We start from the raw sequence: 25633 nt of genomic DNA on the forward strand, positions 1-25633 counted from the left end.
TTATAAAAAATAAAATTTTGTTATTTTTGAATTGTAAATTTTTGCTTTATAACTTGTTCATCGTTTTCAAATGCTGTTTTCGGAGAGCAAGAATGAAGAAAGGTGTTGTGCTTTTGGCAGGCATATTTGTGATTGTGCTTGGGCTGCTAAATTGCTCAAGACAAACAGAAAAAAAGGTGTTGCTTAATGTTGCTTATGACGTTATTCGCGATTTTTATCACGATTATAATCAAGCGTTTCGCCAGCAACACGCGAACATCGTAATCTCCCAATCCCATGGTAGTGCAAGTAAGCAAACGTTAAGCGTGGCAAAAGGGCTTCCAGCAGATATTGTGACATTAACCCAAGCGAATGATATTGATTTATTGGTGCAAAAAGGGCTTGTTGCATCTGATTGGGCGCAGCGTTTCCCAAACAATGCTACGCCCTTTGGTTCGGTAATGGTGTTTTTGGTAAAAAAAGGAAATCCAAAACAAATTCGAGATTGGCAAGATCTCACGCGTAATGATGTTCGTGTGGTTTTTGCTAACCCTAAAACTTCCGCCAATGGACGCTTTGCCTACCTTGCAGCGTATTCTTACGCCAAGCAGGCATTTTCTGGTGAAGCACAGCAATTGGATTTTATACGTCGTCTTTTACGCAATGTGCCGGTATTAGAAGCGGGAGCGAGAAGTGCCACCATGGTATTCACACAACGTCATTTGGGGGATGTGTTGATAACCCCTGAAAATGAAGCGGCTTTAGCAGCTCAGCGTCTTGATACACAAGGGTTTAGCGTAATTTATCCGAGTCTTACTTTATACACCCCTGTATTGGTGGCGGAAACAACGAATACAAAAATCAATGGTACGCATAAGCTGGCACAAACTTATTTGCAAGGGTTATGGTCGGAACAAGGACAAGAACTCGCCGCTCAACATCACTTTCGTCCAAGTAATGCCAAAATAGCACAAAAATTCACCGCACTTTTCCCAAAGGTAAATGCGCTTGATGTCAATGAACAATTTGGTGATTGGGCAACAATTAATCAGCAACATTTTGCAGATAACGCGTTGTTTGATCAACTTTATTTTCAGGCTTGCGTGTATTGCAATTCACAAGCTGATTAAAAAACAGTTTAAGGAGTGAGATTATGAAATATTTTCCATTATTTGCTGAATTAACAAATCGTCCCGTTCTGGTTGTTGGGGGCGGCGCTGTTGCCGCACGCAAAGTGAGCTTATTGCTGAAAGCGAATGCAGAAGTACGCGTTGTAGCGGAAAAACTTGGTGTAGAACTCACCGCACTTTGGCAACAGGAACGCATTATTTGGCTAGCGAAAACCTTTCATTCAGAACAGTTACAACAGGTTTTTTTCGTGATTGCGGCAACCAACGATAAGACATTAAACCAACGTATTTTCACCCTTGCCGAAAATCAGCATAAATTTGTTAATGTTGTTGATGATCAAGCGCATTGCAGTGCGATTTTTCCCTCAATCATTGATCGTGATCCTATTCAAATTGCGATCTCCAGTGGTGGCACAGCCCCGGTATTGGTGAGGTTATTACGAGAAAAACTTGAAGCACGCTTACCGCAGTATTTAGGGACGATGGCAACGCTTGCGGGGAAATGGCGGTATAAAGTTAAGCAACGCTTTCGTTCGGTTACACAACGTCGCCGTTTTTGGGAGCAATTATTTAATGGGCGATTTGCGCAGTTCATCAAAAACCACCAGCTTGAACAAGCAACTCAAGAATTAGCGTATCAACTTGACAGCGCTGATTTTCAAGGGGGGAGCGTTACGCTTGTAGGGGCAGGACCGGGAGATGCGGGATTATTGACCTTAAAAGGATTACAAGAAATTCAGCAAGCCGATGTTGTGTTGTATGACGCGTTGGTTTCAGAAGCGGTTTTAGATTTAATTCGCCGTGATGCACAACGTGTTTTTGTCGGCAAACGGGGGCGGGGGAATTCTGTGGCACAAGAAGAGATCAATGCCTTGCTTGTGAAGTATGCCAAGGCAGGGAAACGTGTTGTTCGATTGAAAGGCGGGGATCCTTTTGTTTTTGGGCGAGCTGGCGAAGAGTTGGAAATTCTGGCACAACACCACATTCCATTTTCAGTAGTACCCGGTATTACCGCAGCGATTGGGGCAACCGCCTATGCAGGCATTCCGCTTACGCATCGTGATTATGCCCAAAGTGCGGTGTTTGTTACAGGACATCGCAAAAATGATGCGGCAGAGATTGAGTGGCAAAGCCTTGCCCGAAGCCAGCAAACCTTAGTTATTTATATGGGAACCTTAAATGCCAAAGAGATTGCCACACAATTACAGCAATTTGGACGAGCTAGTACAACGCCTGTTGCGGTTATTTCTCACGGAACATTAGAAACACAACAAACACAAACAGGCATCTTAGCAAATTTGGCAGAAATTGCTGAAAACGCACCGACCCCCGCGTTAATCGTTGTGGGGGAAGTGGTCGCCTTGCAGGAAAAATTAGCGTGGTTTGGGGAAGAAAAACAGGCTCAAAAAGCACCGCACTCTACATTCACACGTTTACAACCAAAGCAGGTTGCATAACGAATATTGAGGGTTAAAAGAGGAGGCAAACCAATGGAAAAACCTAAATTATGGATGATCCCTCAAACGACACAAGATGATTTTGTTCAGCTTGAGGTGAAAGAAAAGCAGCTTTTCGCACGGTTGCGAGACATTAGCAACGCATATCAACAGATTAAATTTGCTAGCAGTCTTGCTGTGGAAGATATGGTGATTACCGATGTCATTGCGAAAACTAAAGCGAAAATTACCGTATTCACTCTTGAAACAGGGCAATTAAATCCTGAAACCTTAGCCTTGCTGAGCGTGTTAAAAAATACCTATCCCCAATTGGATTTTGAGCTGTTCTATCCAGATACTCAAGCCATAAAACACTATGAAGAACAAAAAGGGAAATTTGCTTTTTATGAAAGCGTAGCATTGCGTAGAGAATGCTGTTATTTGCGTAAAATTGAACCGTTAAATCGTGCATTAGCTTCAGCAGATTGTTGGCTCACAGGGCAGCGCCGTTCGCAATCAACGACACGTACTACGTTACCTTTTTATGAGCAAGATGAAAGTCGCCAAATTGCGAAATATAACCCTATTTATGATTGGTCTGAAAACGAGGTGTGGGCTTATATTTTGAAGTATCAAATTCCCTACAATGCGTTATATGAACAGGGGTTTCCAAGTATTGGCTGCGCCCCTTGCACAGCGCCTGTAAAAGCAGGGGACGATATTCGAGCTGGACGTTGGTGGTGGGAAAATAAAGATAGCAAAGAGTGCGGATTACATAAATAGATGAAATGTTAACCATATTTTTACTATACCGATTTTAATGAGAATAAACAGAAGGAAGCATAATGACAACACAAAATCAGATTGAAACAGGTCATCTTGATTGGCTAGAGGCTGAGGCTATTTATATTATTCGCGAGGTCGTCGCACAATGTCGTAATCCAGCCTTACTTTTTTCAGGTGGGAAGGACAGTGTTGTGTTGCTAGCATTGGCACGCAAAGCCTTTCAATTAGCGGGACGAAAATTAGTTTTACCTTTTCCTTTGGTGCATATTGATACGGGGCATAATTATCCTGAAGTAATCCAATTTCGTGATGATACCGTGGCAGCACTTCAAGCAAAATTAATTGTTGGCAAAGTAGAAGACTCCATTGCCAAAGGAACGGTCGTTTTGCGTAAAGAAAATGATAGTCGTAATGCGGCTCAAGCCATTACCTTACTAGAAACGATTGACGCTTATGGCTTTGATGCCTTGATGGGAGGCGCTCGACGCGATGAAGAGAAAGCACGTGCGAAAGAGCGGATTTTTTCTTTTCGTGATGAATTTGGTCAATGGGATCCAAAAGCACAACGTCCTGAACTTTGGTCTTTATACAATGCAAAACTGCACCAAGGTGAAAATATGCGTGTTTTCCCAATTTCTAACTGGACAGAACTGGATATTTGGCAATATATCGAACGAGAAAAATTGGCATTGCCTTCTATTTATTATGCTCATAACCGTGAAGTGGTGGAACGAAACGGGCTTTTGGTTCCTATCACGCCATTAACCCCAAAGGAAGCAGGGGAAGAAAGTCTCATTCGTTCGGTACGCTTTCGTACGGTAGGGGACATTAGTTGTACTTGCCCTGTCGCAAGCCACGCAACAACACCACGTGAAATTATTCAGGAAACTGCATTAAGTGAAATTTCTGAACGTAGTGCAACGCGAATGGACGATCGCACGAGTGAAGCCGCAATGGAGCGACGTAAAAAGCAAGGCTATTTCTAAAAAATTACCAGCAAACAGCATTTCAGAAAAGATAGAGAAAGAAGGAATAACTATGAGCCAATTAACCCAATATGCACCGTTACGTTTTATCACAGCAGGCAGTGTTGATGATGGTAAAAGTACTTTAATTGGACGCTTACTTTATGACAGCAAAGCATTATTAAGTGATCAGCTTTTAAGCCTAAACCAATCTAAACGAAACGGGGAAGCGATCGATTTTTCCATTTTAACTGATGGGCTTGAAGCCGAACGTGAGCAAGGCATTACGATTGATGTTGCGTATCGTTATTTTTCTACCGCAAAACGAAAATTTATTATTGCGGATACACCGGGACACGAACAATATACCCGTAATATGGTCACGGGCGCTTCAACAGCGAATGCCGCAGTGGTATTGATTGATGCGACACAGCTTGATTTTTCACAAGAGAATGTGGAGCTGCTGCCGCAAACAAAACGCCATTCTGCGATTTTAAAACATTTGCGTTGCCCGCATATTTTAGTCGCCGTAAATAAAATGGATTTATTGGATTTCTCTCAAGAGAAGTTCAACGCGATCATCAATGCTTATAGTAGGTTAGCGCAGCAGCTTGCATTACCAGAAGTGCAATTTGTTCCCGTCTCCGCTTTACAGGGAGACAATATTGTGCATAAAAGTGAACGTACCCCTTGGTATCAAGGTGAGCCACTTTTAACGATATTAGAAAATTTACCCACTGATGATACGCGTTCAGAAAAAAAGGATACATTTCATTTTCCGGTTCAATTTGTTTTACGTTTAGATCCCGATAAAGCAGATGATTTTCGTGGCTATCAAGGGCGTATTGAAGCGGGAAACATTCAACAGGGTGATCCGGTGAGAATTGAACCAAATGGATTACAAAGCCATATTGCTGAAATTTATTCACCAAATGGCTTGGTATCACAAGCCAGTGAGGGGGAACAAGTTACACTTCGTCTTGCTGATGATATTGATATTTCTCGTGGCGATACCTTTTTAGCCCTTAATTCATCATTGGCTCCAACAACTACCTTAACGGCGACACTTTGCTGGTTTGACCAAACGCCTCTTAATCCTGCGCGTAAATATTTGCTTAAGCAGGGAACACAAACGGTTTTTGCTAAAGTGAATGAGATTGAGCAAATTTTGGATTTAAAAACCTTGCTGAATAATAGTGATGCAACACAGATCCAAATGAATGATATTGCCCAAGTACGTCTTCGTTTACAGCAACCGATAACTGCCAGTACCTACGAACAAAATAAAGCCACGGGTGCATTTATTTTAATTGATGAGGTTACCTATCACACGGTTGCGGGCGGAATGATTTTAGAAAATCATTAAAAAACGACTGCACTTTTAAACCCTGTGCTGATAAGCAAACCGTGTAGAAAGTGTATTTTATTTTTATTATTGGGGGGAATGATGGCAAATATCACTTTACCACTTAGCCCTGAAGTGTTACAGACACTTTCAGGTTTAAACAATATTCAACTGGCTTGGCTGTCTGGCTATGCGTGGGCGAAATCACAAGAGGTGAACGGGGCGGCAATGGAAAGTGCGGTGGGTTTTCCCCCCACTTTTTCTGCGCCCAATACCATTCTTGAGGTGAGCGTACTGTCAGCTTCGCAAACAGGCAATGCTAAATCGGTGGCTGATCAACTTGCGACACGCCTACAAAGTGAAGGCATTGCAGTTTCTCGTAAATCACTGGCTGACTACAAAGCGAAAAATATTGCACAAGAAAAGGTGGTTATTTTGGTGACCTCTACACAAGGTGAAGGCGAACCGCCAGAAGAAGGCGTATTGTTATTGAAATTATTGCAAGGTAAAAAAGCCCCGAAATTAACGGGAATAAAATTTGCCGTGTTGAGCTTGGGGGACAGTTCATACCCGCATTTTTGTCAAGCTGGAAAAGATTTTGATCACGCTTTTGCAAATTTAGGGGCAGAGCGTTTGCTAAGTCGTGTTGATGCGGATTTGGATTTTAAATCTGTTGCTGAAGAGTGGGTGAATAATATTACCAATGCCATTAAAGAAAACGTTATAAATCAACAGCCCCAAACTCAAGGGGGGTCTATTCAAGAACATAAAAAAGCTGCACTGACTTCAATATCACCATTTAATAAAGAAAACCCGTTTAGTGCTTCCTTAATAACGAATCAACGCTTAACGGATAGTCGTTCTGCGAAGGATGTTAGACATTTAGAGCTTGACCTGTCTGGTTCAGGGTTGGACTATCAAGCGGGTGATGCACTTGGTGTTTATTTTGAAAATGATCCTGATTTGGTTGCAGAAATCTTAGCTGCCGTTGGCGTTGAGGGCGATGCAGAAGTGACATTAAAAGAAAAAACGTTATCAATTTTCACCGCACTTCAATCTGAGCTGGAATTAACGCAAAATAATGTGGCTTTTGTGAAGTCTTATGCCATATTGGCGAAAAATGATCTATTAAATGAGATCGTGCAAGATGTTGAAAAATGCCACCAATTTGTGGCACAAACGCCGATCGTTGATGTGTTACATCAATTTCCTACCAAACTAACCGCTGAACAATTAGCGAGTTTATTCCGACCACTAACACCACGTTTGTATTCCATTTCATCAAGTGCAGCTGAAGTAGGGGAAGAGGTGCATTTAACAGTAGGCGTTGTGCGGTATGACTATCAAGGCAAAGCTCGTGCTGGCGGCGCATCAAGCTATTTAGCCGATCGTGTAGAAGAAGATGGACGGGTCAGAGTCTTTATCGAGAAAAACGATCATTTCCGTTTACCACAGGATCCAAAAAGCCCCATTATTATGATCGGATCTGGCACTGGAATTGCACCATTTCGCGCTTTTGTTCAGCAGCGAGCGGCGGAAAATGCCGAAGGGCGAAATTGGCTTATTTTTGGTAATCCGCATTTTGCCCTCGATTTTTTGTATCAAACCGAATGGCAACAATTTGCCAAGGAAGGCTTCTTGCATAAATACAGCTTCGCGTGGTCACGGGATCAAGCACAAAAAATCTATGTGCAAGATAAGATTCAAGAAAATGGCGAAGAAATATGGCGATGGTTACAAGAAGGGGCATATATTTATGTGTGTGGTGATGCGACTAAAATGGCAAAAGATGTGAATCAAGCGCTCTTAGAGGTGATTGCGACGCAAGGTAAATTGACTGCTGATGAAGCCGAAGAGTATTTAGATGGATTACGCGAAGAAAAACGCTACCAACGTGATGTGTATTAAGATTGAGGAGTGATGGAAATGACAGACAACATACAAAAAGGCTTAGAATGGAAAGCACAACCACTTTCGGATAATGAGCGCCTGAAAGAAGAAAGCAATTTTTTACGCGGTACGATTTTAGAAGACTTAAATGATGGTTTAACCGGCGGCTTCAATGGCGACAATTTTCAGCTTATTCGCTTTCACGGTATGTATGAACAAGATGATCGCGATATTCGCGCTGAGCGCTTGGCTCAAAAATTAGAGCCTCGCAAGTTTATGCTGCTACGTTGTCGTTTACCGGGAGGGATCATTAAGCCGTTTCAGTGGATCGAAATTGACAAATTCGCACGGGAAAATAGTTACTATCGTTCAATTCGTTTAACTAATCGACAAACTTTCCAATATCACGGTGTGCCGAAAACAAAATTACAGGATATGCATCGTTTATTACATCGCATTGGCTTAGATTCAATTGCAACAGCCTCTGATATGAACCGTAATGTGTTATGTACTTCAAATCCAATTGAAAGTGAGCTTCATCAGCAAGCTTATGAATGGGCAAAGAAAATTTCTGAGCATTTATTGCCTCGTACACGAGGGTATTTAGATGTGTGGATTGACGGGAAGAAGGCGATGAGTTCGGAAAACTTACTTGAACCAGAAGAGGAACCGATTTTAGGGAAAACTTACTTACCACGTAAATATAAAACCACCGTTTCTATCCCACCGCTTAATGATGTCGATGTGTTTGGTAATGATATGAATTTTGTTGCCATTAAAGGCGATAATGGAGAACTAGCGGGCTTTAATGTCTTAGTGGGCGGTGGCTTATCAATGGAGCACGGTAATACAACAACCTATCCCCACGTGGCATTAGAACTGGGGTATATTCCCCTTGAGCAAACCCTTATAGCCGCTGAGGCGATTGTCACCACACAACGAGATTTCGGTAATCGTGCAGATCGTAAACATGCACGTACGCGTTATACCATTCAAGCAATGGGGCTAGAAGGGTTTAAAGCAGAAGTTGAACGCCGTATGGGATTTGCTTTTGCACCGATTCGTCCTTACCAATTTACTGAGCGAGGTGATCGTATTGGTTGGGTAAAGGGCATTGATAATAAATGGCATTTAACCTTATTTATTGAAAGTGGGCGAATTACAGATAACGATCCTAAGCGACCATTAATGACAGGAATGCTGGAAATTGCCAAAATCCATCAGGGCGATTTTCGTATTACAGCAAATCAAAATATTATTATTGCAGGCGTGCCAGAAGAGGAAAAAGCGCGTATAGAAGCGATTGCTCGCCAGTATGGATTAATGGAAAAAATTACCAAACAACGTGAATATTCAATGTCTTGTGTGGCTTTTCCTACTTGCCCATTAGCAATGGCAGAAGCTGAACGTATTCTACCTGATTTTACGACTGAAATTGAAAAAAGTTTGGCTAAGCACGGTATTCCTGAAGAATATATTGTGACTCGTATTACAGGCTGTCCAAATGGTTGCGGACGTGCAATGCTTGCTGAAATTGGTTTAGTCGGGAAAGCGGTAGGGCGTTATAACCTTCATCTTGGTGGAGATCGTGAAGGTTATCGTATTCCTCGCCTTTATCAAGAAAATCAAACCCTTGATGATATTTTGACAGAAATTGATCGACTGATTGGCTATTGGGCAACTGAACGTAATAGCGAAGAAAGTTTTGGTGATTTTGTTATTCGTGTTGGCGTCGTTCGTCCTGTTCTAAATGCCCCAGTCGATTTTTGGAATGCAAATGCGATTGACGTGACTCAAGTGTCTTAAAAAATAAGAAAATTTTTGACCGCACTTTGATCTATAGCGGTGATAAAATACGGTAATTATGCTATGCTTAGTTTCATAAATGAGAAGATAAATAAGGATAATTATGCACAATATTATTATCACCGTCGATGGCCCAAGTGGCGCGGGTAAAGGCACGTTATGTTATGCGCTGGCACAGCAATTAGGTTTTGCCTTGTTAGATAGCGGAGCTATTTATCGTGTTACGGCATTGGCGGCGTTGAAAAAGCAAGTGTCGTTAGATGATGAAATGGCGTTGGCAAATTTAGCACGTCATTTAGATGTGGCATTTTTACCTGAAGATAATGAAGTGAAAATTATCTTAGAAGGGGAAAATGTGAGTGGACAAATTCGCACTCAAGAAGTGGCTGATGCGGCTTCAAAAGTGGCGGTGTTTCCACAAGTGCGCCAAGCATTATTGCAGTTACAACAAAGCTTTGCGACGGAGAAAGGGCTTATCGCAGACGGGCGAGATATGGGGACGGTGGTTTTCCCTCAGGCACAAGTCAAGTTATTTTTAGATGCAAGTGTCGAAGAAAGAGCGAAAAGACGCTATAAACAGTTGCAAAATAAAGGAATTAGTGGTAACTTTGCACAGATTTTAGCCGAGATAAAAGAGCGTGATTTTCGCGATAGAAATCGTCCTGTTGCGCCACTTAAACCTGCGGATGATGCATTGCTATTAGATAGCACGGAATTAAGTATTGAGGCGGTAATAGCCCAAGCACTTGATTATATTCGTCAGAAGGTTAGTCTCTAAGGCTTAAATTATTTTCATCAGTTTATTCAAGGATGGATAAACATTTATTATCAGCCCCACTTTTTATGGATATAAAGTGGACGTTATTAACTAAATTTAGAAGATTAATTATGTCAGAATCTTTTGCTCAACTCTTTGAAGAATCATTAAAAGACCTTGAAACTCGTTTAGGTTCAATCGTTAACGGTACAGTTGTTGCTATTGAAAAAGGCTTCGTATATGTCGATGCAGGTTTAAAATCTGAAGCGCGTATCCCAGCTGAAGAATTCCAAAATGCACAAGGTGAATTAGACGTTAAAGTTGGCGACGTGGTAAACGTTGCGTTAGACGCTGTGGAAGATGGTTTCGGTGAAACTAAATTATCTCGTGAAAAAGCAGTACGTCACGAATCTTGGATTGAATTAGAAAAAGCCTATGAAGAACAAGCAACAGTTATCGGTTTAATCAACGGTAAAGTGAAAGGTGGTTTCACAGTTGAGTTAAACGGTGTTCGTGCATTCTTACCGGGGTCATTAGTAGATACTCGTCCAGTGCGTGATACCTTACATCTTGAAGGTAAAGAATTAGAATTCAAAGTAATCAAATTAGATCAAAAACGTAACAACGTTGTGGTTTCTCGTCGTGCTGTTATTGAATCAGAAAACAGTCAAGATCGTGAAGAAATCTTAGCTAACCTTGCTGAAGGCGCTGAAGTTAAAGGTACAGTTAAAAACTTAACTGACTACGGCGCATTCGTTGATTTAGGTGGCGTTGATGGTTTATTACACATCACAGATATGGCTTGGAAACGCGTTAAACACCCAAGCGAAATCGTGAATGTGGGTGATGAAATCACAGTTAAAGTATTAAAATTCGATAAAGATCGTACTCGTGTATCTTTAGGCTTAAAACAATTAGGTCAAGATCCTTGGGTTGCTATCGCAGAAAATCACCCAGTTGGTAGCAAATTAACTGGTAAAGTGACTAACTTAACAGACTATGGTTGTTTCGTTGAAATTTTAGAAGGCGTTGAAGGCTTAGTTCACGTTTCTGAAATGGATTGGACAAACAAAAACATTCACCCATCTAAAGTGGTTAGCTTAGGTGATACTGTTGAGGTAATGGTATTAGAAATTGACGAAGAACGTCGTCGTATTTCTTTAGGTTTAAAACAATGTAAACCTAACCCGTGGTTACAATTTGCTGACACTCACAACAAAGGCGATAAAGTTACAGGTAAAATTAAGTCAATTACTGACTTCGGTATCTTCATCGGTCTTGAAGGGGGGATTGATGGCTTAGTTCACTTATCTGACATTTCTTGGAATGTTCCGGGTGAAGAAGCTGTTCGTAACTACAAAAAAGGTGATGAAGTTTCTGCAGTAGTATTACAAGTGGATTCAGCAAAAGAGCGTATCTCTTTAGGTATCAAACAACTTGAAGATGATCCATTCAATAACTTCATCGCAGCAAACAAAAAAGGCGCTATCGTAAGTGCTAAAGTTGTTGAAGCAGATGCAAAAGGCGCTAAAGTTGAGTTAGACGGCGGTGTTGAAGGTTACATCCGTGCTGCTGATTTAACAAGCGAAGTTGCTGAAGGTGATGTTGTTGAAGCGAAATACACCGGTGTAGATCGTAAAGCTCGTTTAGTTCACTTATCTGTGAAAGCGAAAGATCAAGCTGAAGAAGCGGCAGCAGTTGCAAATGTGAATAAAGAAGAAGTGGTTATTCCAAATGCAATGGCTGAAGCATTCAAAGCAGCTAAAGGTGAATAATTTTAGTTCCCTTTAAAGTTGGCGTGAGGAAACTCACGCTAACTTATTGATAGTTAGGAGAATATTATGACTAAATCAGAACTCATTGAAGCATTAGTTCAACAGCATCCTTCTATTTCAGTTAAAGAGGTAGAAAATGCAGTAAAAGAGATTTTAGAGCAAATTGCGCAGACCTTAGAAAATGGAGAGCGTGTTGAAGTTCGTGGTTTTGGCAGTTTTTCACTACATTTCCGTCAGCCTCGTGTAGGGCGTAACCCTAAAACGGGTGCTAAAGTTGAATTAGATGCGAAATCTGTACCGCACTTTAAAGCTGGTAAAGATCTTAGAATGCGTGTAGATATTCAAGCATAATAGTCAGCTAACTAAACGGCACCTTTGTGTCGTTTTTTGTATTTATTTAAATCTTTTGGAGTGCGTAATGATTAAGTATATTTTCGGTTTTATTATTTTACTCGCCGTTGTACTTGTCGCCATCACCATTGGGGCGAATAATGATCAACTCATTACCTTTAATTATATTGTTGCTCAAAGTGAACTACAGCTTTCTACTTTAGTGGCTATCTTATTTGGTTTTGGCTTGCTTTTAGGTTGGTTTATTACTGGCTTTTTTTATCTCAAATTAAAATTAAAAAATATGGGATTAGCACGCAAGGTAAAACGCCTTTCCTCACAAATTACTGAATTAACTTCAAGCCGAGATAAGGCTGCACAATAATGCTCGAGCTGCTTTTTCTACTGCTTCCTATTGCCGCAGCTTATGGATGGTATATGGGGCATCGTAGTGCGAAAAAGGATCAGGAAGACATCACGAATAAATTATCCCGTGATTATGTAACGGGGGTGAATTTGCTTCTCTCTAATCAGCAAGAAAAAGCAGTTGATTTGTTTTTAGGTATTTTACAAAAACAAGAGCAAGAAAATGAAATTGAACAAAGTTCGCAATTTGAAGCGGAACTCACATTAGGAAACTTATTCCGTTCTCGTGGTGAAGTAGATCGTGCATTGCGAATCCACCAAGCCCTAGATCGTAGTCCAAATTATAGCTTTGAACAAAAACTTCTCGCCAAACAACAGCTTGCACGGGATTTTATGACGGTTGGTTTTTTTGATCGTGCTGAAGCATTGTATATTCTTTTAGTCGATGAACCCGATTTTGCTGAAAATGCCTTACAGCAGTTAGCGGTGATTTATCAAAAAATGAAAGAATGGAAAAAAGCCATTAATGTCGCAGAAAAACTTGCCAAAATTTCACCGCACTTTGATCCTATCCCTTTGGCGCATTACTATTGTGAATATGCTCAGAGCCTAGATTCAGAACAAAGAAAAATAACCACCGCGCTTTTACAGCGTGCATTAACCGTCTATCCAAATTGTATCCGAGCCTCGCTATTATTGGCTCAAAATGAAATCTTGCAACTGGATTACCAAAGTGCGGTAAAAAATTTAGAAAATATTTTACAGCAAAATCCCGCTTATATTAGTGAGGCATTATCCGCCTTAAAATATTGCTATGAAGAATTACATCAACAAGATAATTTTGAGCTTTTTCTTATTAAAGCAAGCCAAGTAGGCAAAAGTAGCGCTGTTGATCTTGCCTTAGCGGATTTTATTGCAGAAAAAGATGGCCTTGTGGCTGCGCAAGCCAAACTTTATCAACAGCTTAATCAAAACCCAACAACCATTGTTTTTCATCGCTTTATCCAATATCAAATTGAAAGTGCAGAAGAAGGGCGGGGTAAAGAGAGCCTCATTTTACTCTCAAAAATGGTTGGTGAGCGGATTAAACAAGGTTTTGATTATCGCTGTACGAATTGTGGTTATCAAACCAATAAACTCATCTGGTGCTGCCCTTCTTGTCGCCAATGGGAAACCATCAAACCCACGCCAGATATTGAATATCATTAACTAACGAGGAAGAGAAAATGAGCAGTAAAGTCATTGTTGCCTTAGATTATGAAAAAGAAGAACAAGCCCTTGCTTTGGTGGATCAGCTTGATCCAAGTCAATGTCGCTTAAAAGTAGGCAAAGAAATGTTTACTACACTAGGCACAAATTTTGTTAAACAGTTACATAGCCGTAATTTTGACGTTTTTCTTGATCTCAAGTTTCATGATATTCCTAACACGGTGGCAAGAGCCGTGCGTTCTGCGGCAGATTTAGGCGTATGGATGGTGGATTTACACGCCAGTGGTGGCTTGCGAATGATGGAAGAAGCCAAAAATATTCTTGTGCCTTATGGAAAAGATGCGCCAATTTTAATTGGCGTTACTGTGCTAACGAGTATGGAAGATCTCGATCTGCTGCAAATTGGCATTAATGCCTCACCAATGGAGCAAGTGATTCGTCTCGCTCATTTAACTCAACGTGCAGGACTTGATGGTGTAGTATGTTCACCACAAGAAGTCGAAATTTTACGCGCACATTGTGGTAGCGATTTCAAACTGATCACCCCAGGTATTCGTCCTATTGGCGCAGACTTTGGTGATCAACGTCGTGTAATGACACCAGCAGCGGCAATTCAAGCGGGTTCTGATTATTTGGTTATCGGCCGTCCAATTACTCAAGCTGAAAATCCAGCAGAAGTATTGCGTGCAATCAATGCGTCTATTGAGGGCTAATATGTCAGAAAGTACTTTAGTTTACTCTACGGAAATAGGCAGAATCAAAAAAGAAAAAAGCCAACAGCCTGTTCGCCCTAAAGGTGATGGCATTATTCGCATTGAACGCCAAGTGAGTGGAAGAAAGGGGAGTGGCGTTAGCGTAATAAAAGGTCTAGACTTGCCCGATGATGAATTGAAAAAATTAGCTGCAGAACTGAAAAAACGTTGTGGTTGTGGTGGCTCTGTGAAAAATGGCTTGATTGAAATCCAAGGCGAAAAACGAGAGTTACTCAAACAATTATTAGAACAAAAAGGTTTTAAGGTTAAGCTAGCAGGGGGATAATATTCCCCCTCTTATATTGCCATTCATTAAATAAGCTTATTTATTCTATTTTATTTTTTGGGTTTGCTCACCATAATTTCAATTACTTGGCGGTCGGTATATTGCATACTGCGTGAAGCAATATTGCAAAGATTATTGATAGAGCGATCGATACAATGTTCTACAATGCCTTCATTGCCTGTTACTTGCATATTATCTAATGCCATTAGTACGGCTTTATAACTTGAGGTTACACTGGTGGATACTTTCATTGCACAGCTATTTGCTGCGCCATCGCAGATAATGCCGCTAATATCACCGATCATACTGCTAATTGCCATACTCACGGTTTCAAATTTGCCCGTAAGTAGCCAAGCAATGCCAGCACAACTTCCCATTGCAGCAGTGGTTGCAGCACATAATGCGGAAAGTTTTGGTAATTTGCTATGAATATAAATTGCCATAAGGTGGGAAAGAAATAATGCGCGAGTAAGTTGCTCATCTGAAGCGTTAATATGTTTTGCCACTACCACAACAGGCATTGTTGCAGCGATGCCTTGATTACCTGAACCAGAATTGCTCATTGCGGGCAAATTGGCGCCACCCATTCTAGCATCAGAAGCAGCCGTTGTTTCGATGATAATGCGGTTCATTAAATCATTACCGAGCAATCCCGCAGCAATTTGTTTTTGTAACGTACGTCCAATATGCAAACCATAATCTTGCCGCAAGCCCTCTTGTGAAAGGGCAGAGTTTAGCCTTTCTGCCTCATCAATAAATTTAATCTTGGCAAGCTCCACTTGAATGGAAAAATCAAAAATGGCTTTCGCAGAAAGTGCGGTGAAAATTTCGTATAAATTATCACTTTCTACGGCGCAAGGTTTGGTGAAAATCAGCTGATCATTTTTGGCAATGTAAATGACATTGGTATGGTGTGCAGCAATGCGAACACTCACTTTGTCCTGCTGATGATATAACGTTGCCTCAGAATACAAAATATGCTCCGTTTCAAAAATAGAAACAGAAACCTTGTCTTCTTGAATCATTTTTTTCGCTTGCTCAGTTTGTTCCGTGGTGATATTTTTTAGAACTTGCAATCCTGCATTAGGATCACCACCAATTGCTCCAATCGCAGCCGCCATTGTTAGCCCTAAGGTTCCCGTACCGGGTACGGTGACACCCATTCCATTTTTCATCAAATTAGGCGAAACTTTTGCTTCAATACGCTCTGGTATTGCATTTAAATATTGTCGTGCCGTGGCAGCGGCTAATGCAAGGGAAATCGGCTCGGTACATCCTAACGCTGGCACGACTTCTTGCTTTACGATATCCAACAGAGCTTGTTCTGTATCTGCTTGAAAATTCATACTATTCCTTATTCTTTTTATTTTGCTGTTGTGTGATTAGTCTGTTTAGTAAGCCACCGCTTTATTCGCTCAACCCCTTTGCGCAAATGTTCAATATCTCTGGTATAAGCAAAACGTAAGTAGTGCTTTGTGCCATTTTCACCAAAATCAATCCCGGGAGTTGCCGCAACTTGAATTTCAGCCAGCATTTTTTTGGCAAATTCATAGCTATCTTGGGTGTAAGCAGAAACATCTGCCCAAAGATAAAATGCGCCTTGCGGTTTGAATTCAATGTTAAACAGTTGTTTTAGTTCTTCATAAAGAAAATCTCGGCGTTGTTTAAACTTGGCTTTAATTTGGTTTAGATAGTCATCATCAAAGGCTTCTAATGCGGCGTATTGGCTTAATGTGGGGGCTGAAATAAAAATATTTTGTGCCACAATTTCTGCTTCTCGGGCTTTTGCTTCTGGCACAATAAGCCAACCTAAACGCATTCCCGGCATACAAAAATACTTAGAAAATCCGTTGATTACATAGGCATCAGGATTAAATTGCAAGGCTGTGGCGGCTTGTTCATCATAAACTAAGCCGTGGTAAAGTTCATCGGAAATAAAATCGATTTGATTGGCAATGCAATATTCATTCAGCGCTTGCAGGCGTTCAGGGGTATAAATATTGCCCGTAGGGTTAGCTGGCGAGGAAATTTGTAAGGCTTTGATTGGGCGATTGACAAGTTGTTGTGGGGAAAGCTGATAACAATCTTGTTTATCTACCGGGATAAATTCAGGCTCAATATCCATCATATAAGCAAAATTTTTATAGCACGGATATGCAGGATCGGTTAGCCCTAGTTTATCTCCTTGGTTAAGCGTTAAAGCATAGGCGACAAGAAATGCACCACTTGTACCGGGGGTAAGAATAATGCGATGTGGTGCAATATCCACTTGATAAGTGCGGTAATAAAATTCACTGATTTTTTCACGCAATGCCGGTAAGCCAAGGCTTTCTGTATAACTAAATTGATTGTCTGTAATGGCTTGTTGTAAGGCGTGTTTCACTTTCGGAGATGGGGGTAAATCTGGTTGGCCAATTTCAAAATGAATGGCATTCGGGTATTTCGCCGCTTCACGCACAATATCCATTACAATAAATGCCGACATATTTTCACAACGCATTCTTTTTCCTTTTTTACCTATCTTAAGATTCTCTTAATATTTCTTTGTTTTAATCTTTCCAGCAAGACAGCCGTCTTGCCATTTGAAAGGAGTGTAACAATGAAAAAACTTAGTTTAGCAACAATTTTACTATTATCAACTGCTAGCCTTATGGTGAGTGCAGAAAATTTGCCAACAACGAGTGAACAATCCCCTGTACGAGAGCAACAGATAGTACAACCCGTGTCAAATACGGAGAAAGGAGAAAAAGCACAAGAAAAACATCACCATAAGCATAAAAAAGCCCATAAAATGCACGGAGGGTTTGTTGATCCTAATAATCCGCAAGCTCAAATTAAGGGTAAAAAATCCGTGATGAATAATTTACCCATAAGCCAAATTAGCCAACAAGCGTCTTGGGAAGATGAGCAACATCTTGTTTTACAAGGCCATATTGTCAAACAACTAAGCAAAGATGATTTTTTATTCCGTGATAAGAGCGGAGAAATTGAGCTAGAAATTGAACCTCGTGCGTGGCGTGGTAAAACCATTACCCCGAACGATGAGGTAAAAATTTTGGTTGAAGTGGATAAATCCGATAAAAAATTAGAACTGGAAGTTCATCGCATTATGAAAGTCGCTAAAAGTCATTAATTGAGAAAAGATTTCATTCGCAAATTTATTTTTTTAGGCTAAACTCAATGGGACATTTTCTCTCATTGGGTTTATGTGGTAAATGGGACAAGATGGCATTATTTACTTCAATATAAAAAAAAAGGAAAATCAAATGCTTACCGTAGAAAACTTGATCGCCCAAAGCCAGCCGTATTGGGATAATTATATTCACCATTCTTTTGTTCAACAATTAAGTCAGGGAACACTGGCTAAAAAATGTTTTCAGCACTACTTGCAGCAAGATTATTTATATTTATTTCAATATAGTCGTGCCTTATCTTTAGGTATTTTTAAAGCAGAAAATTTTGCTGAAATTTTGACCGCACATCAAGCGAATGAGGTGTTATTGAAAGAAACTGAGCTACACGTTGCTTTTTGTAAAGCGTGGGGCATTTCAGAAGAGACGTTGCATCAAGTGCAAGAATCAACCGCTTGTGTGGCTTATACGCGTTATGTTTTAGATTGTGGAATGAAAGGGGGATTGGCTGAGCTTTATACCGCACTCGCACCCTGTATGCTAGGTTATGCGGAAATAGGCAAAATACTGAGTCAGCAAACGCCAGTGGCAAACAATCCTTATCAACAATGGATTGACACTTACGGAGCAGAGGATTTTCAGCAGGCAGCACAACAATTTATGACGATGTTAAATGGATTATTTATCGATCTTTCCTGCAAACAGCAACAACGCTTACAGCATATTTTCACTACCGCGACACGAATGGAAATTGATTTTTGGCAAATGGGATTGGATTTAAGCTAAGTAAAGTGCGGTTAAAATTATGCGAATTTTATTAATTGAAGATGATCCTTTAATTGGTGATGGGCTTAACATTGGGTTGAGTAAATCGGGTTTTAGTGTCGATTGGTTTAAAGAGGGGGAAAGTGGTATGCAAGCCTTGCGTTATGCCCCTTATGATGCGGTGGTGCTCGATCTCACCTTGCCGAAAAAAGATGGCTTGCAGGTGTTGAACCAATGGCGCAAGGAAAATCAAGATGTGCCAGTGCTAATTTTAACCGCACGAGATAGCTTGGAACAACGGATTGAAGGTTTACAACTTGGGGCGGACGATTATCTCGGCAAACCTTTTGCTTTGGCTGAAGTGGTGGCACGCTTGCAAGCCTTAATTCGTCGCCGTTATGGACAAGCACAATCTTTTCTTCAGCACGGCGTCGTGAGCCTTGATCTTGGACAGCATAAAGCCTTTTTACGCAACCAAGAGATTTCTCTCACGGGAACGGAATATAAGTTACTTGAGCTGTTTATGCATAATAAAGAGCGGGTACTTTCTCGTAGCTTTATTGAGGAAAAGCTTTACACTTGGAATGATGAAGTGAGCAGTAATGCATTAGAAGTGCATATCTACAATTTACGCCAAAAATTAGGCAAGCCTTTCATTCGCACTGTGCATGGAGTAGGCTACGCACTTGGAATGATGGAGGAATAAAATGCACGCTCGTAGTTTACGCCTTCGTCTCATTCTGATCCTCTCTCTATTCGCTTGTACTATTTGGCTGATTTCTACCGCGATTGCTTGGTCAGCGGCACGCAGTCAAGTAAATGAAGTCTTTGATACACAACAAATTTTATTTGCCAAGCGGCTTGCAACCTCTCATTTAAGAAGTATTTTGATTGAACGCCCTCGCCCAGAGGGAAAATATTATCGACAAAAAACACCGCACTTTCACAAAAGACAAAATTATGATGACGATGCACTTGCCTTTGCGATTTTTAATCGTGATGGTGAAATATTGCTGAGTGATAGTGAAAATGGCAACAATTTCATTTATGAGCCGAAAAGAGGCTTTCACAATACCACGTTGCAAGGAGATGACGATAAATGGCGAATTTTTTGGCTACCAGCGGCGGAAGGCAGATTAATGATTGCCGTGGGGCAGGAACTTGAATATCGTCAAGAATTAATCGAAAAAATGGTGCTAGGGCAAATGTGGATTTGGTTTGCTAGCTTGCCTGTGCTACTTGCCGTGATTATTTGGGCAATTAGCCGTGAATTGGCGATATTGCGCAAAGTGAGTGAACAAGTCAGCCAGCGTCGTCCTGATGATGATCAGCCGTTAAATACTGAGCCAGTGCCAAAGGAAATCTTGCCATTAGTGCAAAATTTAAATCAATTTTTTACTCGCACGGCAAGCAGTTTATTGAGAGAGCGGCGTTTCACCTCCGATGCAGCCCACGAATTACGTAGCCCGCTCACCGCCTTACGTATTCAAACCGAACTTGCTCAAATGGCGGGGAAAGATGAAGCAATGCGAAATCAGGCATTGCAAAATCTTACGTTAGGCATCGATCGTGCCAGCCAATTAGTTGAACAGTTGCTTACCCTTTCCCGCCTAGATAATCTTAATGAATTGGCACATCTCAACCGCATTGAATGGGATAAATTAATCACTGAGTTTGTAGCTGAACGTTATTTAGAGGTGGAAAAAACAGGATTTCGCTTAATTTTTGAACCTCTCAGTTCACCCCGAACCCAACAAGGTGAGCCATTATTACTTTCTTTGATGCTACGTAATTTGATTGATAATGCCATTGCTTATTGTCCGAAAGGAAGCGAAATCCGCCTTATTTTACAACAGGATAAACTCATTATTGCGGATAATGGCGGAGGCGTGCCTGATAATGTTTTAGAGAAGTTAGGGCAACGCTTCTATCGCCCAGCGGGACAAAATGAAAAAGGGAGTGGTTTGGGGCTATCTATTGTACAACGCATCGCTCAACTGCATCATTATCAAGTGCGGTATAAAAATGCAGAGAATTTACGTGGAGAGAAAGGCTTTTGGGTGGAGATTTTATTTCATTGAAAAGCACCTTAATTTTCATTAAGGTGCAACGATTTCTATTGTTCGCTTAAGACACGAGGGAATAAGATATTATTTTCTGTGTGAATATGTTCTTGTAAATCATCACAAAATTCTTGAATACCTTGATAGAGATTACGCCAAGAGGTACAAGCATCGGCAGGTGGCGTCATATTGTGAGTAAGGGATCGTAGAACTTCTATTGTCGCACTATGTTCATCGTGTTCAAATTCCATTACCTGAATAGGCATTCTTGCCATCATATAATTTCCCGCTTGGATCATCGGGAATAAAATTTGTTCTTCTTTCATCATGTGGCTAGATAAATCTGCATAGGCATTTTTTAATGCGTCAGCCAGACCTTTTGGGCAATCAGGCAGATCACCGTGGCGCGCTTCAACTTTCTCTGCAAGAGGAATAAGTTCTTGTAATTGTTCACGATGACGTTGATGAAAACGCGATAGAATATGCGAAATCGTTTCTTGGTAACTGGCATCTTGCCATTGTTCATCTGCTTGTTTCATTCTGTTTTCTAATGACATAATTTAACCTTATTTAGATTATTAAACCTGACAAAAATACTAAGGTATTTAGTTGGCAATCCCAACTTCTTTTTAAAAAAAATGGTGAGCTTATGATCTAAATCAGGTTTTGTAACTCAAAATAGGTGGGGAAATTTTACAAAATTCTACCGCACTTTAAATGATAGAGAATGAAAGGCTGGGTGAAGTGAAAAAGCGGTTTAAACTAAACCAAACCGCTTGAGAGTTTGATGAGATTAATGGTTGTAGCCGAGTAAGATTGCACCGAGCAATGAAATGAGTGCAAGCAGAAAGGCAATAGGGTTATTCGTTGTGCCACGTTTGAAAAATTTCGCCGCAAAAATAATGTAGATAATCAATAATCCAAATTTAGCGAGAATCCACCAAGGAAAACCCACGTTTAATGTGAATAATAAGATTGCGCCACTTACGATAAGTAGCGTATCTGATAAGTGCGGTAAAATTTTGAGTAATTTTATTGCACGCCAATCTTTTCCAGCAAATTGCATTAAGGCTCGGATCACAAAAAGTCCTAAGCTAATAAAAGCACAAAAAAGGTGGGTGTAAATTGTGTAAAAAATCATTGTCGAATAGCCTATACGATAGTTTTTAATTTAACATATTGAGCGTGAAAAAAGGTTTCCGCTTTGAGAAAAGAGAAAGTGGGCAATAGCCCACTTTATTTTATTCTTCCGTGTTTTCTATTGTGTCTTCGTTGTCTTCTTCATCAACATCACAAACACGTTCAAGGCTGACAACCTGTTCTTCTTCTGTGGTGCGGATTAAACGCACGCCTTGGGTGTTACGTCCAACTATACTCACTTCGCTAACACGGGTTCTGACTAAGGTTCCAGCATCTGTAATCAGCATAATTTGGTCATTTTCTTCCACTTGGGTTGCTGCAACAACTTTACCATTACGCTCACTGACCTTGATAGAAATCACCCCTTTGGTATTACGGGATTTTGTTGGATATTCTGCTAAAACGGTACGTTTACCGTAACCATTTTGTGTTGCGGTGAGGATTGCCCCTTCATTTTTCGGAATAACTAGCGAAACCACTTTGTCGATATTGAGATCAAGGGTTTCTTCGTTATTATCGTCAGAAATGTCTTCAATTTCCACCGCACTTTCATCATCAGAAAGATCGTTTGTTAGGGCTAATTTAATTCCTCGTACGCCAGTGGCTGTACGTCCCATTGGGCGAACAGCACTTTCTGCAAAACGCACCACGCGACCTTGCGAAGAGAACAGCATAATTTCATTTGAACCGTCTGTAATATCCACACCGATGAGTTCATCTTCATCACGTAAGTTCAGGGCGATAATCCCGTTAGAACGAGGACGACTAAATTCGGTAAGGGCGATTTTTTTCACTATTCCCCCAGCAGTTGCCATTACTACAAATTTATCTTCTTCATAAGCAGAAATCGGCAAAATTGCGGTAATACGCTCATTTTCATCCAGTGGCAGAATATTGACAATTGGGCGACCACGCGCACCGCGGCTGGCTTGCGGTAGTTGATAAACCTTGAGCCAGTATAAACGTCCACGGCTTGAGAAACAAAGAATTGTATCGTGTGTATTCGCAACCAATAATTTTTCAATGAAATCTTCTTCTTTCATTTTTGTTGCTGATTTACCTTTACCGCCACGGCGTTGTGCTTCGTAATCGGTAAGTGGCTGATATTTGACATAGCCTTCGTGAGAAAGGGTAACCACCACATCTTCTTGAGCGATAAGATCTTCTAAATTAATATCACCTGATGCCGTTGTAATTTCTGTACGGCGTTCATCATTAAATTCTGTTTTGATGCGCGCGAGTTCTTCACAAACCACTTCTCTTAAGCGTTCTGTACTATTTAGAATATGCAATAATTCGCCAATTTCGACTAAAATTTCCTGATATTCAGTGACAATTTTTTCGTGTTCTAAGCCGGTTAGGCGTTGCAAACGTAGATCTAAAATCGCACGGGCCTGTTCTTCAGAAAGATAATAGACGCCATCACGTAAACCTAATTCGGGAGCAAGATCTTCAGGGCGAGAGGCATTCATTCCCGCCGCCTCTAACATTCCGCTTACGTTACCTAACTGCCAACCGCGAGCAAGCAAGGCTTCACGGGCTTCGTCGCCTGTTTTAGAGGCACGAATTAATTCAATAACGGGATCGATATTAGCTAAGGCAATAGCTAGCCCTTCTAAAATATGCGCACGTTCGCGAGCTTTGCGTAATTCAAACACTGTACGACGTGTTACCACTTCACGGCGGTGTTTTACAAAGGCCTCAATAATTTGTTTTAAGTTAAATAATTTTGGCTGACCGTGATCTAAGGCAACCATATTGATCCCGAATGTCACTTGCATTTGGGTGAGGGCGTAGAGGTTATTTAACACCACTTCGCCCACAGCATCACGTTTTACCTCAATTTCTAGACGAATCCCTTCTTTATTTGAAACATCAAGGACATTACTGATCCCTTCAATTTTCTTTTCACGTACAAGTTCAGCAATTTTTTCTACCAGTTTTGCTTTATTAACTTGATAAGGAATTTCTGTAACAACGATGGTTTCACGTCCTTTATCTGAAGTTTCAACTTCGGCTTTGGCACGTACATAAACTTTTCCCCGTCCTGTTTTATAGGCATCTTCAATGCCTTTTCGTCCATTGATCAGCGCGGCAGTTGGAAAATCAGGCCCCGGAATAAATTGCATAAGCTCATCAATGGTAATTGCTTCATTATCCAAGTAAGCTAGACAGCCATCTAAAACTTCACCCAAATTATGAGGAGGGATATTTGTTGCCATACCCACCGCAATCCCTGAGGAACCATTCACTAATAAGGCCGGAATTTTGGTTGGTAGCACATCAGGAATCATTTCTTTACCATCATAGTTTGGTGAGAAATCAACCGTTTCTTTATCAAGATCAGTGAGCAATTCCTGTGTGATTTTTTGCATACGAACTTCGGTATAACGCATTGCCGCTGGCGCATCACCATCTATCGAGCCGAAGTTACCTTGACCATCTACCAACATATAGCGCAATGAGAAAGGTTGAGCCATACGCACAATGGTGTCATAAACCGCACTGTCACCATGAGGGTGATATTTACCGATCACATCACCGACAACACGTGCCGATTTCACATAGGCTTTACTGTGGGTAATGCCACTTTGATCCATTGAATATAAAACACGGCGGTGTACAGGTTTTAAGCCATCTCGTACATCAGGTAACGCACGGCCGACGATTACCGACATAGCATAATCAAGGTAAGAAGATTTAAGTTCTTCTTCGATACTAACAGGGGTAACGTTTGAAACCAAATTCGTCATTGAAATATTCCCTAATTACATAAAAAATTGCTCGGATTGTATCATAATTCCGATAATATCTCTAATTTTGTAATGAATTTTTACCGCACTTAGGCAATAATAAGGGGCATAAAACAAAGCGTGTGATAATCTTAGCAAAGAAAAGAGAAATTTACCGTAGAATAAAAAAGATAGAAAATTTACGCTAAAATAATAAAAATCAAAAACAAGAGAACAACCTAATGCAAAATATCGACCAACAAGAACTGGAAAAATTTGAAAAAATGGCGAAAACTTGGTGGGATCCAGAAGGGGATTTTAAACCTATCCACCGCTTAAATCCGTTTCGTCTGGATTATATTTGCCAACAAGCTGGGGGGGTATTTGGTAAAAACGTTTTAGATGTTGGTTGTGGCGGCGGTATTTTAGCTGAAGCAATGGCTAAGCAAGGGGCAAATGTTACCGGTATTGATATGACCACAGGCCCCCTTGAAGTAGCAAAATTACACGCACAAGAAAATGGTCTAAGTATTGATTATCAACAGACCACCATAGAAAATTTTCTTGAAAAATACACCGCACTTGGCGGAGAAAAATTTGATGTGATTACGTGTATGGAAATGTTGGAACACGTTCCTGATCCTAGTTCGATCATCAATACCTGCAAAGCCTTGTTAAAGCCTAATGGCGTATTGTTTTTTTCTACGATTAATCGCACTTTAAAAGCGTGGGCGTTGGTTATTATTGGTGCGGAATATGTATTAAAAATGTTGCCGAAAGGCACACATAATTATGAAAAATTTATTAAACCCGCTGAATTACTTGCTTGGACAGACCGCGCTGAGTTAGATTGTGTGAATATGGTCGGCTATCATTACAATCCACTTATGGGAACATTCAAATTAAATCAGGACGTAAGTGCCAATTATATGGCAACATTTAAAATGCGATAAAAAATCACCGCACGCTTTTAAAAGTGCGGTGATTTTT

At 40.7% G+C, this 25633-nt stretch carries 23 protein-coding genes and 1 pseudogene; 19 read left to right on the plus strand and 5 right to left on the minus strand.

What is annotated here, in order from left to right:
• Positions 1-92: 92 nt before the first annotated feature.
• The 14 genes from L5B90_RS09085 (at position 93) to yciH (ending at position 14812) form a co-directional block, all read left to right on the plus strand.
• Positions 93-1109: a sulfate ABC transporter substrate-binding protein gene (locus L5B90_RS09085; protein ID WP_265762708.1), complete on the plus strand. Its 1017-nt coding sequence runs from the start codon at positions 93-95 to the stop codon at positions 1107-1109.
• Positions 1110-1132: 23 nt separating this feature from the next.
• The gene (gene cysG / locus L5B90_RS09090) at positions 1133-2566 is read left to right on the plus strand and encodes a siroheme synthase CysG (RefSeq protein WP_265762709.1); all 1434 of its coding nucleotides are present in this window, start codon (positions 1133-1135) and stop codon (positions 2564-2566) included.
• A 33-nt stretch (positions 2567-2599) separates the two neighbouring features.
• Entirely contained in the window at positions 2600-3328 is a 729-nt protein-coding gene (locus tag L5B90_RS09095; protein WP_265762710.1) for a phosphoadenylyl-sulfate reductase, read from the plus strand.
• A 62-nt stretch (positions 3329-3390) separates the two neighbouring features.
• Positions 3391-4317 (plus strand): sulfate adenylyltransferase subunit CysD, encoded by a 927-nt coding sequence (gene cysD, locus L5B90_RS09100; RefSeq protein WP_265762711.1) that lies wholly within the window; start codon positions 3391-3393, stop codon positions 4315-4317.
• A 52-nt stretch (positions 4318-4369) separates the two neighbouring features.
• On the plus strand, positions 4370-5662 hold the full coding sequence (locus L5B90_RS09105) for a sulfate adenylyltransferase subunit 1 (protein ID WP_250363394.1): 1293 nt from the start codon (positions 4370-4372) through the stop codon (positions 5660-5662).
• A gap of 81 nt (positions 5663-5743) precedes the next feature.
• Positions 5744-7549 (plus strand): assimilatory sulfite reductase (NADPH) flavoprotein subunit, encoded by a 1806-nt coding sequence (locus L5B90_RS09110; RefSeq protein ID WP_265762762.1) that lies wholly within the window; start codon positions 5744-5746, stop codon positions 7547-7549.
• An 18-nt stretch (positions 7550-7567) separates the two neighbouring features.
• Complete coding sequence (cysI, locus tag L5B90_RS09115) at positions 7568-9337, plus strand: assimilatory sulfite reductase (NADPH) hemoprotein subunit (protein WP_265762712.1); 1770 nt, start codon at positions 7568-7570, stop codon at positions 9335-9337.
• A 103-nt stretch (positions 9338-9440) separates the two neighbouring features.
• A complete protein-coding gene (gene cmk, locus L5B90_RS09120) occupies positions 9441-10115 on the plus strand; it encodes a (d)CMP kinase (protein WP_268738984.1) in 675 nt (224 codons plus the stop codon).
• Positions 10116-10225: 110 nt separating this feature from the next.
• Entirely contained in the window at positions 10226-11869 is a 1644-nt protein-coding gene (gene rpsA, locus L5B90_RS09125; RefSeq protein ID WP_250349748.1) for a 30S ribosomal protein S1, read from the plus strand.
• Positions 11870-11935: 66 nt separating this feature from the next.
• Positions 11936-12220 carry an integration host factor subunit beta gene (locus tag L5B90_RS09130; RefSeq protein ID WP_250349749.1) on the plus strand — a complete coding sequence of 95 codons (285 nt, stop codon included), beginning with the start codon at positions 11936-11938 and terminating at the stop codon, positions 12218-12220.
• A 67-nt stretch (positions 12221-12287) separates the two neighbouring features.
• Positions 12288-12584, plus strand: coding sequence for a LapA family protein (locus L5B90_RS09135; protein ID WP_250349750.1), 297 nt, complete (start codon positions 12288-12290; stop codon positions 12582-12584).
• A complete protein-coding gene (gene lapB, locus L5B90_RS09140) occupies positions 12584-13774 on the plus strand; it encodes a lipopolysaccharide assembly protein LapB (protein ID WP_250363391.1) in 1191 nt (396 codons plus the stop codon). Before L5B90_RS09135 ends, lapB begins: the two co-directional genes overlap by 1 nt.
• Before the next feature lie 17 nt (positions 13775-13791).
• The gene (pyrF, locus tag L5B90_RS09145; protein ID WP_250349752.1) at positions 13792-14487 is read left to right on the plus strand and encodes an orotidine-5'-phosphate decarboxylase; all 696 of its coding nucleotides are present in this window, start codon (positions 13792-13794) and stop codon (positions 14485-14487) included.
• Position 14488: 1 nt separating this feature from the next.
• Entirely contained in the window at positions 14489-14812 is a 324-nt protein-coding gene (gene yciH / locus L5B90_RS09150; protein ID WP_265762713.1) for a stress response translation initiation inhibitor YciH, read from the plus strand.
• Positions 14813-14862: 50 nt separating this feature from the next.
• Here the strand turns inward: yciH and L5B90_RS09155 are convergent, their stop codons facing one another.
• Both L5B90_RS09155 and L5B90_RS09160 read right to left on the minus strand, forming a co-directional pair.
• Positions 14863-16158 (minus strand): L-cysteine desulfidase family protein, encoded by a 1296-nt coding sequence (locus tag L5B90_RS09155; protein WP_265762714.1) that lies wholly within the window; start codon positions 16156-16158, stop codon positions 14863-14865.
• Between the two features lie 17 nt (positions 16159-16175).
• Positions 16176-17312, minus strand: coding sequence for a pyridoxal phosphate-dependent aminotransferase (locus L5B90_RS09160; protein WP_265762715.1), 1137 nt, complete (start codon positions 17310-17312; stop codon positions 16176-16178).
• A gap of 99 nt (positions 17313-17411) precedes the next feature.
• On the opposite strand from L5B90_RS09160, the gene L5B90_RS09165 reads away from it, so the two are divergent.
• The 4 genes from L5B90_RS09165 (at position 17412) to qseC (ending at position 20789) form a co-directional block, all read left to right on the plus strand.
• Entirely contained in the window at positions 17412-17945 is a 534-nt protein-coding gene (locus L5B90_RS09165; protein WP_265762716.1) for a YgiW/YdeI family stress tolerance OB fold protein, read from the plus strand.
• Positions 17946-18078: 133 nt separating this feature from the next.
• Positions 18079-18729, plus strand: coding sequence for a thiaminase II (tenA, locus tag L5B90_RS09170; protein WP_265762717.1), 651 nt, complete (start codon positions 18079-18081; stop codon positions 18727-18729).
• Between the two features lie 19 nt (positions 18730-18748).
• Positions 18749-19414 (plus strand): response regulator, encoded by a 666-nt coding sequence (locus L5B90_RS09175; RefSeq protein ID WP_250349758.1) that lies wholly within the window; start codon positions 18749-18751, stop codon positions 19412-19414.
• Position 19415: 1 nt separating this feature from the next.
• Positions 19416-20789: a quorum sensing histidine kinase QseC gene (gene qseC / locus L5B90_RS09180; protein ID WP_265762718.1), complete on the plus strand. Its 1374-nt coding sequence runs from the start codon at positions 19416-19418 to the stop codon at positions 20787-20789.
• A 35-nt stretch (positions 20790-20824) separates the two neighbouring features.
• On the opposite strand, the pseudogene L5B90_RS09185 reads toward qseC, so the two are convergent.
• From L5B90_RS09185 to gyrA, 3 genes and pseudogenes are all read right to left on the minus strand, one after another.
• Positions 20825-21289: pseudogene (locus tag L5B90_RS09185) on the minus strand (hemerythrin domain-containing protein); the annotation flags it as partial.
• Between the two features lie 275 nt (positions 21290-21564).
• Positions 21565-21912, minus strand: a complete 348-nt coding sequence (locus tag L5B90_RS09190; protein WP_265762719.1) for a SirB2 family protein — start codon at positions 21910-21912, stop codon at positions 21565-21567.
• A gap of 100 nt (positions 21913-22012) precedes the next feature.
• Positions 22013-24664, minus strand: a complete 2652-nt coding sequence (gyrA, locus tag L5B90_RS09195) for a DNA topoisomerase (ATP-hydrolyzing) subunit A (RefSeq protein WP_265762720.1) — start codon at positions 24662-24664, stop codon at positions 22013-22015.
• A gap of 221 nt (positions 24665-24885) precedes the next feature.
• On the opposite strand from gyrA, the gene ubiG reads away from it, so the two are divergent.
• The gene (ubiG, locus tag L5B90_RS09200) at positions 24886-25596 is read left to right on the plus strand and encodes a bifunctional 2-polyprenyl-6-hydroxyphenol methylase/3-demethylubiquinol 3-O-methyltransferase UbiG (RefSeq protein ID WP_265762721.1); all 711 of its coding nucleotides are present in this window, start codon (positions 24886-24888) and stop codon (positions 25594-25596) included.
• Positions 25597-25633: the final 37 nt, after the last annotated feature.

The sequence above is a fragment of the Avibacterium sp. 20-129 genome, assembly GCF_026226845.1.
Classification (GTDB): domain Bacteria; phylum Pseudomonadota; class Gammaproteobacteria; order Enterobacterales; family Pasteurellaceae; genus Avibacterium.

What these genes read in the sequence shown, in the direction of transcription:
- cmk (WP_268738984.1), top strand. Translation starts at nt 9,441, where the DNA reads ATGCACAATATTATTATCACCGTCGATGGCCCAAGTGGCGCGGGTAAA.
- cysI (WP_265762712.1), top strand. Translation starts at nt 7,568, where the DNA reads ATGACAGACAACATACAAAAAGGCTTAGAATGGAAAGCACAACCACTT.
- L5B90_RS09155 (WP_265762714.1), bottom strand. Translation starts at nt 16,158, where the DNA reads ATGAATTTTCAAGCAGATACAGAACAAGCTCTGTTGGATATCGTAAAG.
- L5B90_RS09085 (WP_265762708.1), top strand. Translation starts at nt 93, where the DNA reads ATGAAGAAAGGTGTTGTGCTTTTGGCAGGCATATTTGTGATTGTGCTT.
- pyrF (WP_250349752.1), top strand. Translation starts at nt 13,792, where the DNA reads ATGAGCAGTAAAGTCATTGTTGCCTTAGATTATGAAAAAGAAGAACAA.
- L5B90_RS09135 (WP_250349750.1), top strand. Translation starts at nt 12,288, where the DNA reads ATGATTAAGTATATTTTCGGTTTTATTATTTTACTCGCCGTTGTACTT.
- L5B90_RS09095 (WP_265762710.1), top strand. Translation starts at nt 2,600, where the DNA reads ATGGAAAAACCTAAATTATGGATGATCCCTCAAACGACACAAGATGAT.
- lapB (WP_250363391.1), top strand. Translation starts at nt 12,584, where the DNA reads ATGCTCGAGCTGCTTTTTCTACTGCTTCCTATTGCCGCAGCTTATGGA.
- tenA (WP_265762717.1), top strand. Translation starts at nt 18,079, where the DNA reads ATGCTTACCGTAGAAAACTTGATCGCCCAAAGCCAGCCGTATTGGGAT.
- L5B90_RS09190 (WP_265762719.1), bottom strand. Translation starts at nt 21,912, where the DNA reads ATGATTTTTTACACAATTTACACCCACCTTTTTTGTGCTTTTATTAGC.
- qseC (WP_265762718.1), top strand. Translation starts at nt 19,416, where the DNA reads ATGCACGCTCGTAGTTTACGCCTTCGTCTCATTCTGATCCTCTCTCTA.
- yciH (WP_265762713.1), top strand. Translation starts at nt 14,489, where the DNA reads ATGTCAGAAAGTACTTTAGTTTACTCTACGGAAATAGGCAGAATCAAA.
- L5B90_RS09160 (WP_265762715.1), bottom strand. Translation starts at nt 17,312, where the DNA reads ATGCGTTGTGAAAATATGTCGGCATTTATTGTAATGGATATTGTGCGT.
- ubiG (WP_265762721.1), top strand. Translation starts at nt 24,886, where the DNA reads ATGCAAAATATCGACCAACAAGAACTGGAAAAATTTGAAAAAATGGCG.
- L5B90_RS09130 (WP_250349749.1), top strand. Translation starts at nt 11,936, where the DNA reads ATGACTAAATCAGAACTCATTGAAGCATTAGTTCAACAGCATCCTTCT.
- rpsA (WP_250349748.1), top strand. Translation starts at nt 10,226, where the DNA reads ATGTCAGAATCTTTTGCTCAACTCTTTGAAGAATCATTAAAAGACCTT.
- L5B90_RS09175 (WP_250349758.1), top strand. Translation starts at nt 18,749, where the DNA reads ATGCGAATTTTATTAATTGAAGATGATCCTTTAATTGGTGATGGGCTT.
- cysD (WP_265762711.1), top strand. Translation starts at nt 3,391, where the DNA reads ATGACAACACAAAATCAGATTGAAACAGGTCATCTTGATTGGCTAGAG.
- gyrA (WP_265762720.1), bottom strand. Translation starts at nt 24,664, where the DNA reads ATGACGAATTTGGTTTCAAACGTTACCCCTGTTAGTATCGAAGAAGAA.
- L5B90_RS09105 (WP_250363394.1), top strand. Translation starts at nt 4,370, where the DNA reads ATGAGCCAATTAACCCAATATGCACCGTTACGTTTTATCACAGCAGGC.
- L5B90_RS09165 (WP_265762716.1), top strand. Translation starts at nt 17,412, where the DNA reads ATGAAAAAACTTAGTTTAGCAACAATTTTACTATTATCAACTGCTAGC.
- L5B90_RS09110 (WP_265762762.1), top strand. Translation starts at nt 5,744, where the DNA reads ATGGCAAATATCACTTTACCACTTAGCCCTGAAGTGTTACAGACACTT.
- cysG (WP_265762709.1), top strand. Translation starts at nt 1,133, where the DNA reads ATGAAATATTTTCCATTATTTGCTGAATTAACAAATCGTCCCGTTCTG.